Annotated in this window: 14 protein-coding genes, 1 tRNA gene and 1 riboswitch; of the genes, 11 read left to right on the forward strand and 4 right to left on the reverse strand. The window is 56.6% G+C overall.

Going from position 1 to position 14,256, the window contains the following annotated elements; all coding sequences use genetic code 11:
* Positions 1–26: 26 nt before the first annotated feature.
* The 3 genes from thiB to AC2T28_RS04750 are packed head-to-tail and all read left to right on the forward strand — an operon-like array spanning position 27 to position 3,215.
* Positions 27–1,004, forward strand: a complete 978-nt coding sequence (gene thiB / locus AC2T28_RS04740) for a thiamine ABC transporter substrate binding subunit (protein WP_486747790.1) — start codon at positions 27–29, stop codon at positions 1,002–1,004.
* Positions 980–2,536 (forward strand): thiamine/thiamine pyrophosphate ABC transporter permease ThiP, encoded by a 1,557-nt coding sequence (locus AC2T28_RS04745; protein ID WP_486747791.1) that lies wholly within the window; start codon positions 980–982, stop codon positions 2,534–2,536. Before thiB ends, AC2T28_RS04745 begins: the two co-directional genes overlap by 25 nt.
* Positions 2,523–3,215: a thiamine ABC transporter ATP-binding protein gene (locus tag AC2T28_RS04750; protein ID WP_486747792.1), complete on the forward strand. Its 693-nt coding sequence runs from the start codon at positions 2,523–2,525 to the stop codon at positions 3,213–3,215. Before AC2T28_RS04745 ends, AC2T28_RS04750 begins: the two co-directional genes overlap by 14 nt.
* A gap of 55 nt (positions 3,216–3,270) precedes the next feature.
* On the opposite strand, the gene AC2T28_RS04755 is transcribed toward AC2T28_RS04750, so the two are convergent.
* The gene (locus AC2T28_RS04755) at positions 3,271–3,711 is read right to left on the reverse strand and encodes a 6,7-dimethyl-8-ribityllumazine synthase (protein ID WP_486747793.1); all 441 of its coding nucleotides are present in this window, start codon (positions 3,709–3,711) and stop codon (positions 3,271–3,273) included.
* Between the two features lie 75 nt (positions 3,712–3,786).
* Positions 3,787–3,933, reverse strand: a riboswitch (FMN riboswitch).
* A 38-nt stretch (positions 3,934–3,971) separates the two neighbouring features.
* Positions 3,972–4,568: a LysE family translocator gene (locus tag AC2T28_RS04760; RefSeq protein WP_486747794.1), complete on the reverse strand. Its 597-nt coding sequence runs from the start codon at positions 4,566–4,568 to the stop codon at positions 3,972–3,974.
* Between the two features lie 123 nt (positions 4,569–4,691).
* Between AC2T28_RS04760 and AC2T28_RS04765 the strand changes: the two genes are divergently transcribed.
* The 6 genes from AC2T28_RS04765 to AC2T28_RS04790 all read left to right on the forward strand — a co-directional run bounded on the left by AC2T28_RS04765 (position 4,692) and on the right by AC2T28_RS04790 (position 9,657).
* On the forward strand, positions 4,692–5,315 hold the full coding sequence (locus tag AC2T28_RS04765; RefSeq protein WP_486747795.1) for an FMN-binding negative transcriptional regulator: 624 nt from the start codon (positions 4,692–4,694) through the stop codon (positions 5,313–5,315).
* A 114-nt stretch (positions 5,316–5,429) separates the two neighbouring features.
* Positions 5,430–6,032: a glutathione S-transferase gene (locus AC2T28_RS04770; RefSeq protein WP_486747796.1), complete on the forward strand. Its 603-nt coding sequence runs from the start codon at positions 5,430–5,432 to the stop codon at positions 6,030–6,032.
* 211 nt (positions 6,033–6,243) lie between these two features.
* A complete protein-coding gene (petA, locus tag AC2T28_RS04775; protein WP_486747797.1) occupies positions 6,244–6,804 on the forward strand; it encodes a ubiquinol-cytochrome c reductase iron-sulfur subunit in 561 nt (186 codons plus the stop codon).
* 10 nt (positions 6,805–6,814) lie between these two features.
* The gene (petB, locus tag AC2T28_RS04780; RefSeq protein WP_486747798.1) at positions 6,815–8,143 is read left to right on the forward strand and encodes a cytochrome b; all 1,329 of its coding nucleotides are present in this window, start codon (positions 6,815–6,817) and stop codon (positions 8,141–8,143) included.
* Positions 8,144–8,161: 18 nt separating this feature from the next.
* Positions 8,162–8,971: a cytochrome c1 gene (locus AC2T28_RS04785; RefSeq protein WP_486747799.1), complete on the forward strand. Its 810-nt coding sequence runs from the start codon at positions 8,162–8,164 to the stop codon at positions 8,969–8,971.
* Between the two features lie 392 nt (positions 8,972–9,363).
* Positions 9,364–9,657, forward strand: a complete 294-nt coding sequence (locus AC2T28_RS04790) for an HNH endonuclease (protein WP_486748023.1) — start codon at positions 9,364–9,366, stop codon at positions 9,655–9,657.
* Here AC2T28_RS04790 and mtaB read toward each other — a convergent pair.
* On the reverse strand, positions 9,623–10,879 hold the full coding sequence (gene mtaB / locus AC2T28_RS04795; protein WP_486747800.1) for a tRNA (N(6)-L-threonylcarbamoyladenosine(37)-C(2))-methylthiotransferase MtaB: 1,257 nt from the start codon (positions 10,877–10,879) through the stop codon (positions 9,623–9,625). The two genes, AC2T28_RS04790 and mtaB, sit on opposite strands and share 35 nt — an antisense overlap.
* Positions 10,876–11,718: a diaminopimelate epimerase gene (gene dapF / locus AC2T28_RS04800; protein WP_486747801.1), complete on the reverse strand. Its 843-nt coding sequence runs from the start codon at positions 11,716–11,718 to the stop codon at positions 10,876–10,878. The genes mtaB and dapF overlap by 4 nt, the downstream gene beginning before the upstream one ends.
* A 215-nt stretch (positions 11,719–11,933) precedes the next feature.
* Between dapF and AC2T28_RS04805 the strand changes: the two genes are divergently transcribed.
* Positions 11,934–12,009 (forward strand) — tRNA-Lys (locus tag AC2T28_RS04805).
* Between the two features lie 572 nt (positions 12,010–12,581).
* Entirely contained in the window at positions 12,582–14,210 is a 1,629-nt protein-coding gene (locus AC2T28_RS04810) for a peptide ABC transporter substrate-binding protein (protein WP_486747802.1), read from the forward strand.
* The last annotated feature ends 46 nt before the right edge of the window (positions 14,211–14,256 follow it).

A 14,256-nucleotide genomic window follows, 5' to 3' on the forward strand; every position in this document is an offset into this window, starting at 1 on the left:
TGCCCGTCGCCGCAATGGAGGATGCCATGAAGTATCTTGTGATTGCAGCGGGACTGTTGAGCACAACGGCGGCCTATGCCGACGCACCTGAACTGACCGTATATACCTATGACAGCTTTGTTTCCGACTGGGGTCCCGGCCCTGCAGTGGAAAAGGCTTTTGAAGAGGTCTGTGGCTGTGACCTGAAACTGGTTGGCGCAGGCGACGGTGCCGCCCTGCTGGCACGCATCAAGCTGGAAGGTGCGCGTTCGGACGCGGATGTTGTGCTGGGGCTGGACACCAACCTGACCGCCGCCGCCAAGGCCACCGGCCTGTTTGCGGATCACTCGGTCACTGCCGACTATGCGCTGCCCGTGACCTGGACCGACGCAACCTTTGCTCCCTACGACTGGGGCTACTTTTCGTTTGTGCACAACGCCGATGCTGCGGCCCCTGCCAACTTCAAAGAGTTGGCCGCCAGCGACAAGAAGATCGTGATCCAAGATCCACGCTCGTCTACCCCCGGTCTGGGCCTGCTGATGTGGGTCAAGGCAGCCTATGGCGATGAAGCCCCGGCGATCTGGGCTGATCTGGCCGACAACGTAGTCACCGTGACCAAAGGCTGGTCCGAGGCTTACGGCATGTTCCTGGAAGGTGAGGCTGACATGGTGCTGTCTTACACTACCTCGCCTGCCTACCACCTGATTGCTGAAGAAGATTCTTCGAAAGCAGCAGCCGTGTTTGACGAAGGTCACTACATGCAGGTTGAGGTTGCCGGGAAACTGGCCGCCAGCGACCAGCCCGAACTGGCTGACCAGTTCCTGGCCTTTATGGTGTCGGATGCGTTCCAGTCGATCATTCCAACCACCAACTGGATGTACCCAGCGGTAACACCTGCCGACGGCCTGCCAGCAGGTTTTGAAACTCTGGTTGAGCCGGGTAAGTCCCTGCTGCTGGCCGAGGATGAGGCTGCTGCGGTACGTGATGCCGCATTGGACGAATGGCTGACTGCGCTCAGCCAGTAAGCGCTCGAGCTGGGATCGGCGCTGCCCTTGTTGTGGCGGCGCTGATCTTTGGCACGCTTGCCGCGGTTGTCCTGCGGGCTGAACCTGGCCGTGGGCTGGGCAGTGCCGATTGGGCCGCGTTGCGGTTTACCCTGATACAGGCCTGCCTGTCGGCGGGGCTGAGTGTGGCGCTGGCCATTCCGGTGGCGCGCGCGCTGGCGCGGCGGCGTTTTGCCGGGAGGCGCTTATTGATTGCCCTGTTGGGCGCGCCGTTTATCCTCCCCGTTATTGTTGCAATTCTTGGGCTGCTGCAGGTTTTTGGTCGGGCAGGGTGGATCAGTGATGTTTTATCCTTGTTTGGGCTTGAGCCGGTGCAGATTTATGGGCTGCACGGCGTGGTTCTGGCACATGTGTTTTTCAACCTACCTTTGGCGACGCGTTTGATTTTGCAGGGCTGGCAGGAAATTCCAGCGGAACGATTCCGGCTCGCGGCGCAACTGGGCGCCGATGCGCGGGCAATGCGAAACCTGCTGGAGTATCCGATGCTGCGCCGTGTGGTGCCCGGCGCCTTGGCGGTGATCTTTGCCATTTGCTTGTCCAGTTTTGCCGTGGCGCTGACTTTGGGCGGCGGACCACGCGCCACCACCATAGAACTGGCGATTTATCAGGCGTTTCGGTTTGATTTCGACCTTGGCCGCGCCGCGATGTTGTCTGGGCTGCAACTGGTGTTGACCGGAGCAGCCGCATTGGTGGCGGTCAAAGTGGCAGTTGGCGAGGGCTTTGGCACCGGGCTGGATCGGCCACTGCAACGCTGGGATGGAAACTCGACCTTTTCAAAGCTCTCGGATGGCTTCTGGATCATTCTTGCCGCCGCATTCTTGCTGTTGCCCCTGGCGGCCATTGCCCTGTCCGGCGTGCCCGGTCTGGTTGGGCTTAAGGCCTCGGTCTGGGCAGCGGCGCTCAACTCAATTTTGGTGGCTGCGCTCAGCACCGCGCTGATGCTAATGCTGGCAGTGCCGATGGCAACAGCGGTGGCCTTGGGGCGCGGCACCATGATCGAGGTTGCCGGTATTCTGGGCCTCGCAGCCTCTCCACTTGTGATCGGCACCGGGTTGTTCATCGTGATCTACCCCATCGTCGATCCCTTTTCGCTGGCGCTGCCAGTGACGGCGCTGGTCAATGCGGTGATGGCGCTGCCCTTTGCGCTGCGAATACTGGTGCCGCGGGCGAAATCCGTGGTGGGCCGCTATGGCCGTCTGTCGATGTCGCTGGATATGCGTGGTTTGCCCTTTGTCTGGCGGGTGTTGTTGCCCCGAATGCGGGCGCAAATCGGCTTTTCCGCGGGGCTGGCGGCGGCGCTGTCGATGGGGGACTTGGGCGTTGTGGCGCTGTTTGCGGACCCCGAGTTTGCCACGCTGCCGTTACAGGTTTACCGCCTGATGGGGGCATATCGGATGGAGGCCGCCGCCGGGGCGGCATTGCTGTTGTTGGCGCTGTCGATGTCGGCGTTTTGGATTCTAGATCGCGGAGGCCGCTGGCATGCTGAGGCTTGAAAACTGTCTGATTGAAAACGGCGGGTTTTCCCTGCGTGCGGATCTGGAGATCGCGCCGGGCAGCCGGATTGCCGTGATCGGGCCATCGGGGGCAGGGAAGTCCACCCTGATCGAGGCGCTGGCCGGGTTTCGTCCCCTCTCTCAGGGGATGATTCGCTGGAACGATGATAATCTGACACAGATTGAGCCGGGCAAGCGACCGATTACGATGTTGTTTCAGGATGGCAACCTGTTCCCACATCTAACCGTGGCGCAGAACATCGGGTTGGGTCTTCACCCAAACCTGCGTCTGGATAGTGCGCAGCAGACACAGGTTCAGGCGGCGCTGACCCGCGTTGGACTGGATAGCATGGGCGATCGCAAGCCCGCCGCATTGTCCGGTGGGCAGCAAAGCCGGGTTGCGCTGGCGCGGGTACTGGTTCAGGGGCGCGATCTGTTGCTGTTGGATGAACCCTTTGCCGCGCTGGGGCCTGCGCTTAAGGCGGAAATGCTGGATCTGGTAGCTGAGCTTGTGGCCGAAAGCGGTGCAACCCTGTTGATGGTCAGCCATGACCCCAGCGATGCCCGTCGCATTGCCGATCAGGTGGTTCTGGTGGCCGATGGTAAGGCCCACCCTCCGATGGAAACGGCGGCCTTGTTGGACAATCCGCCACCCGCGCTCAAAGCCTATTTGGGCTAAGTGCCCGGCCGGTAGGTTGGGCAGCGCCTGCTCGGGCAGACGCTGCCCGTAGCTATTACGCAGCCTTCGCCACAGCGTCGCGTGTCTTACCGATCATCAGCGCGGCATTGGCTGCCTCGCGCCCTTTTTCGACAAAATGCTCACGGTAGATGGCGTTGTGGTGGTCGGTTTCCTGATACTGATGCGGTGTCAGCGACACCGACAGCACCGGCACTCCGGTGTCCATTCCGGCGCGCATCAACCCGTCAACCACGGCTTGGGCCACAAAATCATGCCGGTAAATACCGCCATCAACAACAAAGGCGGCACAGGCCACGGCAGCGTATTGACCGGTTGCGGCCAGATCTTTGGCCAGCAGCGGCATCTCAAACGCGCCGGGCACGTCATAGACATCAACCTGTTCGGTCGGGATCAGCTGCAAGAAACCTTCGAGTGCGCGATCAACAATATCAGCGTGCCATTGCGCCTTGATAAAAGCATATCGGGTGGGTGTCATGGTTATCTCCTTTGGTACAGACACGTCACCCAAGGCGATAACGAACGACATGGCGCACCAATGATGCTCCCTTTCGCACGTTCTCTTCCATCCGGACTATGACCGTCGGCTCTGGAATCACACCAGATCTGCTGACACCCCAAACGATGGGGCCGCTCGCGGGCTTACAGGTTGCACCTGCTCACCGCCGGTGGGGAATTTCGCCCCGCCCTGAGAACAAGGCACACTTGGCAGCGAAGAGGGCGGTTTGCAAGTGGTCGTCAGGAAATCAGCATCCACACCGCAACCAACGCCAACATACCGCCAAACAGCGTATTCAATCGCCGCGCACTGTCGGGTGATCTGAATAGGCTGGCAATCTGATCACCGATCAGGGTCCAGACAACAAAAGCAATGAAGTTATTTAGGGTGAAAACGGTTGCGATCAGCAAGGTTAGAACCAGATGGTTGGCGCTGGACGGTGTCAAGAATTGTGAAAACATCAGCGCAATGATGACATAGGCTTTGGGATTCAACAGCAACAACACAGCCCCATCAACAAATGAGGCGGGGCGAGCGATTTCATCCCCCTGCAAAATGCCTGACCTGACTAATTTCCATGCCAGCCAGAACACATAAACCGAACCAGCCCATTTGAGCGCAATGAATATCTGCGGAAATCGGTCCAGCGTGGTGATAAACCCCAAGCCAATTGCCAAAGTCACCAACCATGTTGCCAGATGGTAACCAAAATTCGCCCGCAGGGTTGCTAGCAGTCCAAACCGCGCGCCATTGGCGGCAAAGAACATGTTGCCGGGGCCAGGGCTGTAGGCCAGCGGAAACAAAAAGGCGGCGAGTGAGACAAGGGTTGGGATCATTGTATTATCCTGTTGAGACAAGATGTGCCTAGCCGGTGCGCATGCAGTGAATCGACCCGGTTCTTGCGCATAGACTTGCCAAACCTGCATTGATTTCCAACAGTGCCCTCAAAGGAGAAGCCGATGCACCCAAACCCCATTTTCCACGACGCTGAAGCCCAAAAAAATCTGGATTTTGCCCGCTCCCGTGCCTTTGGCGTGTTGGCGGTGTCAGATGACGGTGCGCCACTGATCAGTCACGTGCCGTTCCTGCTGTCAGAAGATGGGCAATGGGCCGAGCTTCACCTCGTGCGCTCAAATCCCATCGCACGGATGTTGAAAACACCACGTTCAGCGCGCATCGTGGTCAGCGGGCCGGATGCCTATGTTTCACCCGATTGGTATGGGGTCGAGGACCAGGTGCCAACCTGGAACTATGTCGCCGTGCATCTGACCGGCGAGCTGGAACTGCGTCCACCCGAGGAGTTGCGCGATCTGCTGGACAGGCAATCTGCATTCTACGAATCCCAGCTGCTGCCCAAACCCCCTTGGTCCACCGGCAAGATGACCCCCGAGGTTCTCGACAAAATGATGCGCATTATCGTGCCAGCCCGAATGCGGATTGAAGGTGTCGATGGCACGTGGAAGTTGAGCCAAAACAAGACCGAAAGCGCACGCTTGGGTGTCGCTGAGCATGTTGAGCATGGGCTTGGCGCCCAACAGGGTGAGCTGGCCTCCCTCATGCGCGCGCGTTTGAACAACAAATAGTGCTTTTACCCGCGTTGATTGAGGCGGCATAGCTGATTTGTGTTCCCGGAATTACCTCGCGCACCTTCCCTTTGCCGACCAGCCCCCTAAGGTGCAGCCAAACAGGAGAGTGATATGAAGCTGATCTATGCCCAACCATCCCCCTTTGTGCGCAAGGTGATGGTGCTGCTGCACGAAACCAACCAGGTGGAGGATGTCGACCTCCAAACTGTCGCGACAACACCCGTGGCCACCGCCGACGAGGTAAAATCCGCGAATCCACTGGGCAAAATTCCAACCTTGCTGCGGGACGACGGTCCGGCGCTTTATGATAGCCGCGTGATCTGCGCCTATTTGAACGATCGCGCTGATGGTCGGCTATATGGTGGCGGCTGGGACAGTCAGGTGCTTGAAGCCACTGCCGATGGAATGATGGATGCGGCTGTTGCGGCGACCTATGAACGCCGCCTGCGGCCCGCTGACAAGCAATGGGACGACTGGGCGGCAGCCCAGTTGGGCAAAGTGCTGGCGGGTTGTGCCACCTTGAATGCCCGCTGGATGAGCCACCTTAAGGGCCCGTTGGACATCGGCCAGATCGCGGTTGCCTGTGCTTTGAGCTATGTCGACCTACGCCACCCGGATAGCAACTGGCGCCACGGAAACGAAGCCTTGGCCGATTGGTACGTGGAATTCGAATCACGCCCCAGCATGGTTGCAACAAAGCCGCCCGCCGGATAATCTCTGGCCTTGAAATGCGGGCGGCGGGCACAATATCTGTGTGGTATTGTCATCGCCGCCCGTCAGAAAACTGTCCATGCGACGTTCTGCACGTGGATGACCGCTGGACGAAAGCCATTCTCATCGGTACATACCCGCCTGAGTCACCACGAATTTTCGTGGTGCATGCGCATGTTTGCCCGAAACGGGCGCTGGAATTGGAGAAAACCTCGTGTCCCACGCAGAAGACAACGAAGGCACCCGGAGAGACTTCCTCTATTACGCCACTGCAGGCGCCGGAGCAGTGACCGCAGGGGCCGCCGCCTGGCCTCTGGTTAATCAAATGAACCCCTCGGCTGACGTTCAGGCCTTGTCGTCGATCATCATCGATATCAGTGGCGTCGAAGTCGGCACGCAGATTTCAGTGATGTTCCTGGGTAAGCCGGTGTTTATTCGCCGTCGTACCGAGAAAGAGATCGCTGAGGCGCGCGCTGTTGAACTGGACGATCTGCCGGATCAGGAAGATCGTAATGCCAACAAGCCTGGCTTGGACGCGTCTGACGAAAATCGCACCATGGATGAAGCTGGCGAATGGCTGGTGATGATGGGCGTTTGTACGCACCTGGGCTGTGTGCCTTTGGGTGATGGTGCTGGCGATTTTGACGGCTGGTTCTGTCCATGCCACGGGTCGCACTACGACACATCTGGCCGTATCCGTAAGGGACCCGCACCTGAGAACCTGCCGGTTCCAGTAGCTGTGTTCCTCGACGAAACAACGATCAAACTGGGATAAGGAAACCATTATGTCCGGAATTCCGCACGATCATTACGAACCCAAGACCGGCGCTGAAAAGTGGCTACACAGCCGCCTGCCGATTGTTGGGCTCCTGTATGACACCATTATGATCCCCACCCCCAAGAACCTCAACTGGTGGTGGATCTGGGGTATCGTTCTTGCCTTCTGCCTGGTGCTGCAAATTGCCACCGGTATCGTTCTGGCAATGCACTATACGCCACATGTTGACCTGGCCTTTGCCAGTGTTGAACACATCATGCGCAACGTGAACGGCGGCTATATGCTGCGTTACGTGCACATGAACGGCGCTTCGCTGTTCTTTGTAGCTGTCTACATCCACATCTTCCGTGGGTTGTTCTACGGTTCGTATAAGGCGCCCCGCGAAATCACCTGGATTGTCGGCATGCTGATCTTCCTGATGATGATGGGCGCTGGCTTTATGGGTTACGTACTGCCTTGGGGTCAGATGTCCTTCTGGGGTGCGACCGTTATCACGGGCCTGTTTGGCGCGATTCCCTTTGTTGGTGAAGCGCTGCAGACTTGGCTGCTGGGCGGACCTGCAGTTGGCAACGCCACACTGAACCGCTTTTTCTCGCTTCACTATTTGCTGCCATTTGTGATTGCCGCCCTGGTTATCGTCCACATCTGGGCTTTCCACACCACTGGCAACAACAACCCAACCGGTGTTGATGTTCGCAAAGGTTCGAAAGAAGAAGCCAAGAAAGACACCCTGCCGTTCTGGCCGTACTTCGTGATCAAAGACTTCTTTGCTCTGGTTGTAGTTCTGGCTGTGTTCTGGGCAATTGTTGGCTTTATGCCAAACTACCTGGGCCACCCCGATAACTATATCGAGGCCAACCCTCTGGTGACACCTGCGCACATCGTTCCTGAATGGTACTTCCTGCCGTTCTACGCGATCCTTCGTGCCTTTACGGCCGAGGTCTGGGTTGTTCAGTTCGCGTCGTTTGTCACCGGTGGCATCATTGACGCCAAGTTCTTTGGTGTGATGGCGATGTTTGGTGCGATTGCCGTGATGGCCATTGTTCCTTGGCTGGACACATCACGTGTTCGCTCGGGCACTTACCGTCCAATGTTCAAGTGGTGGTTCTACCTGCTGGTCATCGATTTCTTTGCCCTGATGTGGCTGGGTGCAATGCCCGCTGAAGAACCCTATGCGAGCTTCTCGCTGATCGCTTCGGCCTACTGGTTTGGTTACTTCCTGGTGATTCTGCCACTGCTGGGTGTCATTGAAAAACCAACTGCCATTCCTGCGACCATCGAAGAAGATTTTGATGCGCATTACGGCAAGGCGTCTGACGCCAAAGCTGCCGAATAAGAAAAGGGACCGGAAACCATGTTGAAGAAACTAGTACTCGGTGCCGCTCTTGCTCTGACTCCTGTTGCCACATTGGCAGCAGGTGGGGCTGGCCACGTCGAAGACTTCCAGTTTTCGTTTGAGGGCCCATTCGGCACCTACGATCAAAACCAGCTGCAACGCGGCTTGCAGATCTACACCGAGGTTTGCGCTGCCTGTCACGGGCTGAAGTTTGTTCCTATCCGCACATTGTCGGATGAGGGCGGACCACACTTGCCTGAAGATCAGGTGCGTGCTTATGCATCAGAGTTCCCAGTGAACGACGAAGTGTCAAACCACCATCTGTATGACGCCGAAGAAGATGAACTTCGTGCGTTGAAGCCGACGGATCATTTCCCAGCGAACAATTCGATGGGTGCACCTGATCTAAGCTTGATGGCCAAGGCACGTGCTGGCTTCCACGGCCCTTACGGGTCGGGTATCAACCAGTTCGTCAAAGGTATGGGTGGTGCTGAATATATCGCCTCGTTGTTGAACGGCTACACCGGTAAGGAAAAGACCGAAGCGGGCACAACCCTGTACGAAAATACGGCCTTCCCAGGCGGCTGGATTTCGATGGCTCCGCAATTGTTTGACGAGCAGCTCGATTTTGCTGATGGTCATGCCAATGACGTGCGTTCCATGTCGCAGGACGTTGCGGCGTTCCTGATGTGGACTGCCGAGCCCAAGATGATGGGTCGTCAGCAAGCTGGTTTTATCGGCGTGCTGATCCTGTCTATCCTGTCGGTTCTGCTGTACCTGACCAACAAACGCATCTGGGCGCCTATCAAAGGCCGCAAAGACAGCTAAACGCTGGTTAGATTGAAAATCAAAAACCCCCGTGCCTTGGCGCGGGGGTTTTTCTTTGTTGGGTCGGGAAGAATGGACGTTGCACCTTTAAGCTTGGGACACGCACGATCATCGCGAGATTCTTAAGGAAGGTTAGAGTGAACCGAGGGGCAAGGGCGTCGTCTCTCTTGCGAACTATCCGAGCTTGTGTAAACTTTCTCTTGGCGCGACATACAAATGTCGTGGGCTTAAAGAGTTCAGCTCCCCGTATCGGGCGGAATCCTCCAGGGACCGCTTGCGCCATTTTTCTGAAAATGACGCAAATGGAGAAGCCCATGTCTGGCTTAATTCAACGAATACGTAGAGCGAAATTTAAAAAGCAAGGCGGTAGCTGCTATTATTGCCGATGCCGTATGTGGGAAGGAAACAGCGTATCATTCAGGTCCAACCTTTCTTGCTCCCTTAAAGAAGCCGATCTATTTCAATGCACCGCAGAACATCTGATTCCGTGTAGTGAAGGGGGAAAGGATACGCTCAAGAATATCGTTGCCGTCTGCCGTTTTTGCAATTCGACTCCTCACCGAGCAAAGCAAGCGCTTAAAGCAGATTGTTTCAGGCTGAAGGTTAGGGGACGCGTTGCCGCAGGAAGGTGGAATGTTGGGTTGAAAGGTTTCAGGCCGTCAACTGGTTGCCTTCAATGCCGGTAATCACGGCCGAGACGATCTGCCCTTCGACCTGGGGTTCAGCAAACGTCACTTCGGTGAATTGCTCGGTGCGGCCCATGTGTGGGTTTTCCATCAGGATGTGATGTGTTCGGCCAAGTTGCGCCTGTAAGTGCCGTTGTACCTGGGCCTCGCCCGCAGCACGTAGCCGTGCGGCGCGGTCTTTGATCACGTTGCCATTGACCTGGCTAGGGATCTTGGCTGCCGGGGTGCCCTCGCGTTTGGAATAGGGGAACACATGCAGCCAGGTCAGGTCGCAGTCGGTGACCAGCTTCAGCGAGTTTTCAAAATGCGCCTCAGTCTCGGTTGGAAAGCCGGCGATGATGTCGGCCCCAAAGGTCATGTCGGGGCGCAGTTTCTGGGCCTCTTCGGTGAATCGGATGGCGTCATCGCGCAGGTGGCGGCGTTTCATCCGTTTCAGGATCAGATCATCGCCATGCTGCAATGACAGGTGCAGATGTGGCATCAGTCGCGATTCAGTGGCGATGGCCATCATCAGGTTTTCATCCACCTCGATCGAATCGATGGACGAGATCCGCAACCGGGGCAGGTCGGGCACCAGCTTCAGGATTCGCATCACCAGATCTCCCAGCTTGGGCGTCGCAGGTAGATCAGCGCCCCAGGAGGTCAGATCAACCCCGGTCAGCACCACCTCGTTATAGCCGCGATCCACCAGTCGTTTAATCTGGTCCACCACCACGCCGGCAGGGACCGAGCGGGAGTTGCCGCGGCCATAGGGAATGATGCAAAAGGTGCAGCGATGGTCACATCCGTTTTGCACCTGAACATAGGCGCGGCTGCGGGTGCCAAAGCCGTCGATCAGGTGGCCGGCGGTTTCCGTAACCGACATGATGTCGTCGACTTGCACAGCCTCACTCTCACCAATGAAATCCGCCGCCATACCTTTCCAGGTTTCCGGCTGCATTTTCTCGGTATTGCCGATAACCGCGTCGACCTCATCCATTTTGGTAAAGGTCTCGGGCTCGGTCTGGGCAGCACAGCCCGTCACGATCAACCGGGCATCCGGGTTTTCCCGGCGCAGCTTGCGAATCTCTTGCCGGGCCTTGCGCACCGCCTCGGCTGTGACCGCGCAGGTGTTTACCACCACAGCGTTCTCCAACCCGGCCTGCTGCGACAGCTCTTTCATGGCCTCGGTTTCATAAGCATTCAACCGACAGCCCAGAGTGGTAAATTTTGGCGCGTTCATGTCAGACTATCCAGGAATTCGGCGGTAAATATGCCCGAGGACACGTGCATGGTGGCACCAGTCATCCAGACCCCATCGTCTGCCCATTCAATCCACAGGGTGCCCCCATCCAGATCAACCTGAACCTTGCGGCCGGTCAGACCCCGGCGGACAGCGGCAACAGCCGTGGCACAGGATGATGAGCCCGAGGCAAGCGTGATGCCAACGCCGCGTTCCCAAACCCGCATCCGCAGGTGGTCCGGGGCAACCAGATGGGCCACCTGAACATTGGTGCGCTTCGGGTAAAGCGGGTGGTGTTCTAGCCGGCGGCCAAACTCCTCCAGCCGGACTTGCTCGGCATCGTCGACAAAGAAGGTGCAATGGGGGTTTCCCATGCCGGTTGCCGTGGGGCCACCTTCAATGGGCAGCTCCAGTGTGTCCATCTCTTCGGCCAGCGGAATTTCATTCCACATCAGCTGCGGATGTCCCATGTTGACCGAGGTCAGGCCATTGCCTGCATCCCGTGCCATCAGGTCTCCGCGATCCGTGGTCAGGTGCAATTCACTCTTACCAGATTCGTCCATCAGCCAGCGGGCAATGCAGCGCGTGGCATTGCCACAGGCCGCAGACGTGGATCCATCGGCGTTAAAGAACGTCAGATGCGCGTCCCCGTTGCCACTTTCGACGACGGCGAGTTGATCAAACCCGATTCCAAATCGGCGGTGAGCGATTCCCTTGGCCAGTGCCGGGGTCACTTCAACGGGTCGCGTGCGCGCATCGACAACGACAAAATCGTTGCCCAGTCCGTGCATCTTCATGAACGGCAATTCGGTGATGGGTTTTGTGCTCATATCGGGCATATAACGCCGCCCCTGAAATGAATCCAGTCTTGCTCATCGAAAGTTGAAAAAAGCTCTTGACCGCCTGCTAAGCTGGCCCTAGAGAGTGCGCTTATCGGGACAGCAAGAACGGCAACGTTCAAACGGTTTCGAAGCAAATTAAGCCCTTGATCGACATGGATCATTCAGCTTAAAACGCGACTCGGAAATGACCAGATCATTTCGCAAAAAGAAGTGGGCCGTTAGCTCAGCTGGTAGAGCAACTGACTTTTAATCAGTAGGTCGATGGTTCGAACCCATCACGGCTCACCACTTTTTTTATCAAAAGCCCAGGCGGAAACGCCTGGGCTTTTCTGTTCTTGTCCCTGTTCTGCGGATGCTATTGATTCTGGCCAAATTTTACTGCTGCGATCTGCGGTGCTGACAGGCTTCGCGAAAGTGTGGCTTGTGCAAGCCCAGAAAAATAAGCCGTGCCTCTGATGTTGTAATGGATCACGTGGGTGCGCCGCCAAAAAGAACAAAGGGGCTACGAGAGCAGGGCGTTCGATACTTAATGTAACGCAGCAATGTCTCGTATCGTGAATAGGGTTCGCGGTTAAAAACTAATCTATCTCAGAGGTTCACTGTTTGTTTGCGTGCACGGCCGGAAACGTCTGGGTTTATGCCGTTTTTACACTCCCTTCCTATCTTGCTAAAAAAAAGTTTAGTAATGTGTAGTGGCGGACCGACTCGCCTTACTCATGGGCAATGTCAGCGTGTCTAACCTAGGTTGAGTTAGTGCTGGATATTGGATGCAATCTGAGTCAAGGTCCGGTGCATTAGTGCGATATGCGACCCCGGTGGGATCCGGGTGCGTACAACGCAATAGAACAGGGAGAACAAAAATGAATAAGAAAACACGTCTATTGGTCGCTGGATTTCTGTCCAGTACCTTCATCACCGGTGCCGCATTTGCGGCTGGCACTCACCCAACAACAGGCGAACCTCTGGCAGATGACCAGACCTTCATCTACCGCGTTCTGGACGAGCACACCTCGGTTGACCCGCAGGTTGTTGAAGATGTGTCCGGTTCGGAAATCGTTCGCGACCTGTTCGAAGGTCTGATGAACCAGGATGCTGACGGCAACTTGGTTCCTGGTGTTGCAACTGGCTACACCGCCAACGAAGACAACACGGTTTACACATTCACACTGCGCGACAACGCCAAGTGGTCCAATGGTGACCCAGTAACCGCCAGCGACTTCGTATTCGCGTGGCAGCGTGCTGCGAGCCCCGAGCTGGCCTCGGCTTATCAGTGGTACATCGAGCTGATGTCGATCGAAAACGCCAGCGAAGTGATCGCCGGTGACAAGCCTCTGGACGCTCTGGGTGTCAAGGCAATCGACGACCACACCTTTGAGGTCACCCTGTCGGCTCCACTGCCTTACTTCCCGCAGATGACCACACACTCGACCACCTTCCCAGCGCCACAGAAAGTTGTGGAAATGCACGGCGACGCGTGGATCAAGCCAGAAAACATCGTTTCAAACGGTGCCTTTGTTCTGACCGAGCACCTGCCACAGGAACGTTCCACACGTGAACGTAACGAAATGTACTGGGACAACGAAAACACCATCATCGACAAAGTTGTCGCACTGGTGATCAACGACGAAAACGTCGCGCTGACCCGCTACATGGCTGGCGAACTGGACCGTACCGAAATGCCGGCTGGCCAGTACCCACGCATGAAGAAAGAGCACCCAGAAGAGGCGATCAGCTTCCCACGTCTGTGTAACTACTATTACACCTTCAACCTGTCCGAAACCGGCCCGGAAGAATTCAAAGATGTTCGTGTTCGCAAGGCGCTGGCTCTGGCCGTTGACCGTAAGATCATCACCGAAAACGTAATGGCTGGTGGTCAGACCGAAGCTTACTCGTTTGCACCAGTTGCAACAGCTGGCTTCGAGCCACCAGAAGCTAAAATGGCAAGCATGTCTCAGGCAGAGCGTGACGCAATGGCTGTCGAGTTGCTGGCCGAAGCTGGTTATACCAAAGACAACCCTCTGTCGTTCAACATGATGTACAACACATCTGAAGGTCACAAGAAAATCGCTGTTGCGATGAGCCAGATGTGGAAACAGAAGCTGGGCGTCGAAGTTGAGCTGTCGAACCAGGAATGGAAAGTTTTCCTGGAAACTCGTGGCAACCAGGACTTTGAACTGGCTCGTGGCGCATGGTGTGGTGACTACAACGAAGCCTCGACCTTCCTCGACCTGCTGGACTCCAAGTCGGGTTACAACGACGGTAAGTTCGAAAGCGCTCGCGTTGATGAACTGCTGGCCTCGGCCAAAACTTCGGGTGACGCAACACCAATGTACACCGAAGTTGAGCAGATCATCGCCGCAGAGGTTCCGGTTATCCCGGTTTACCACTACGCTGGTGTTTACATGATGGACAGCGACGTCGGCAACTGGCCGGTGAACAACGTCCAGCAGAACTGGTACTCAAAAGATCTGTACAAGATTGCTGAGTAACTAGCCTTTTCTGTCACCAAAAGCCCCGTCGCCTGTTCTCAGGCGG

Source organism: Parasedimentitalea nitratireducens (genome assembly GCF_057444295.1).

Bases quoted from the DNA above. Each gene is read 5' to 3' on its own strand.
- AC2T28_RS04750 (WP_486747792.1), top strand. From the start codon at position 2,523: ATGCTGAGGCTTGAAAACTGTCTGATTGAAAACGGCGGGTTTTCCCTG.
- thiB (WP_486747790.1), top strand. From the start codon at position 27: ATGAAGTATCTTGTGATTGCAGCGGGACTGTTGAGCACAACGGCGGCC.
- AC2T28_RS04755 (WP_486747793.1), bottom strand. From the start codon at position 3,711: ATGACACCCACCCGATATGCTTTTATCAAGGCGCAATGGCACGCTGAT.
- AC2T28_RS04760 (WP_486747794.1), bottom strand. From the start codon at position 4,568: ATGATCCCAACCCTTGTCTCACTCGCCGCCTTTTTGTTTCCGCTGGCC.
- mtaB (WP_486747800.1), bottom strand. From the start codon at position 10,879: ATGAACGCGCCAAAATTTACCACTCTGGGCTGTCGGTTGAATGCTTAT.
- petB (WP_486747798.1), top strand. From the start codon at position 6,815: ATGTCCGGAATTCCGCACGATCATTACGAACCCAAGACCGGCGCTGAA.
- AC2T28_RS04785 (WP_486747799.1), top strand. From the start codon at position 8,162: ATGTTGAAGAAACTAGTACTCGGTGCCGCTCTTGCTCTGACTCCTGTT.
- AC2T28_RS04810 (WP_486747802.1), top strand. From the start codon at position 12,582: ATGAATAAGAAAACACGTCTATTGGTCGCTGGATTTCTGTCCAGTACC.
- AC2T28_RS04745 (WP_486747791.1), top strand. From the start codon at position 980: ATGGCTGACTGCGCTCAGCCAGTAAGCGCTCGAGCTGGGATCGGCGCT.
- dapF (WP_486747801.1), bottom strand. From the start codon at position 11,718: ATGCCCGATATGAGCACAAAACCCATCACCGAATTGCCGTTCATGAAG.
- AC2T28_RS04765 (WP_486747795.1), top strand. From the start codon at position 4,692: ATGCACCCAAACCCCATTTTCCACGACGCTGAAGCCCAAAAAAATCTG.
- AC2T28_RS04790 (WP_486748023.1), top strand. From the start codon at position 9,364: ATGTGGGAAGGAAACAGCGTATCATTCAGGTCCAACCTTTCTTGCTCC.
- AC2T28_RS04770 (WP_486747796.1), top strand. From the start codon at position 5,430: ATGAAGCTGATCTATGCCCAACCATCCCCCTTTGTGCGCAAGGTGATG.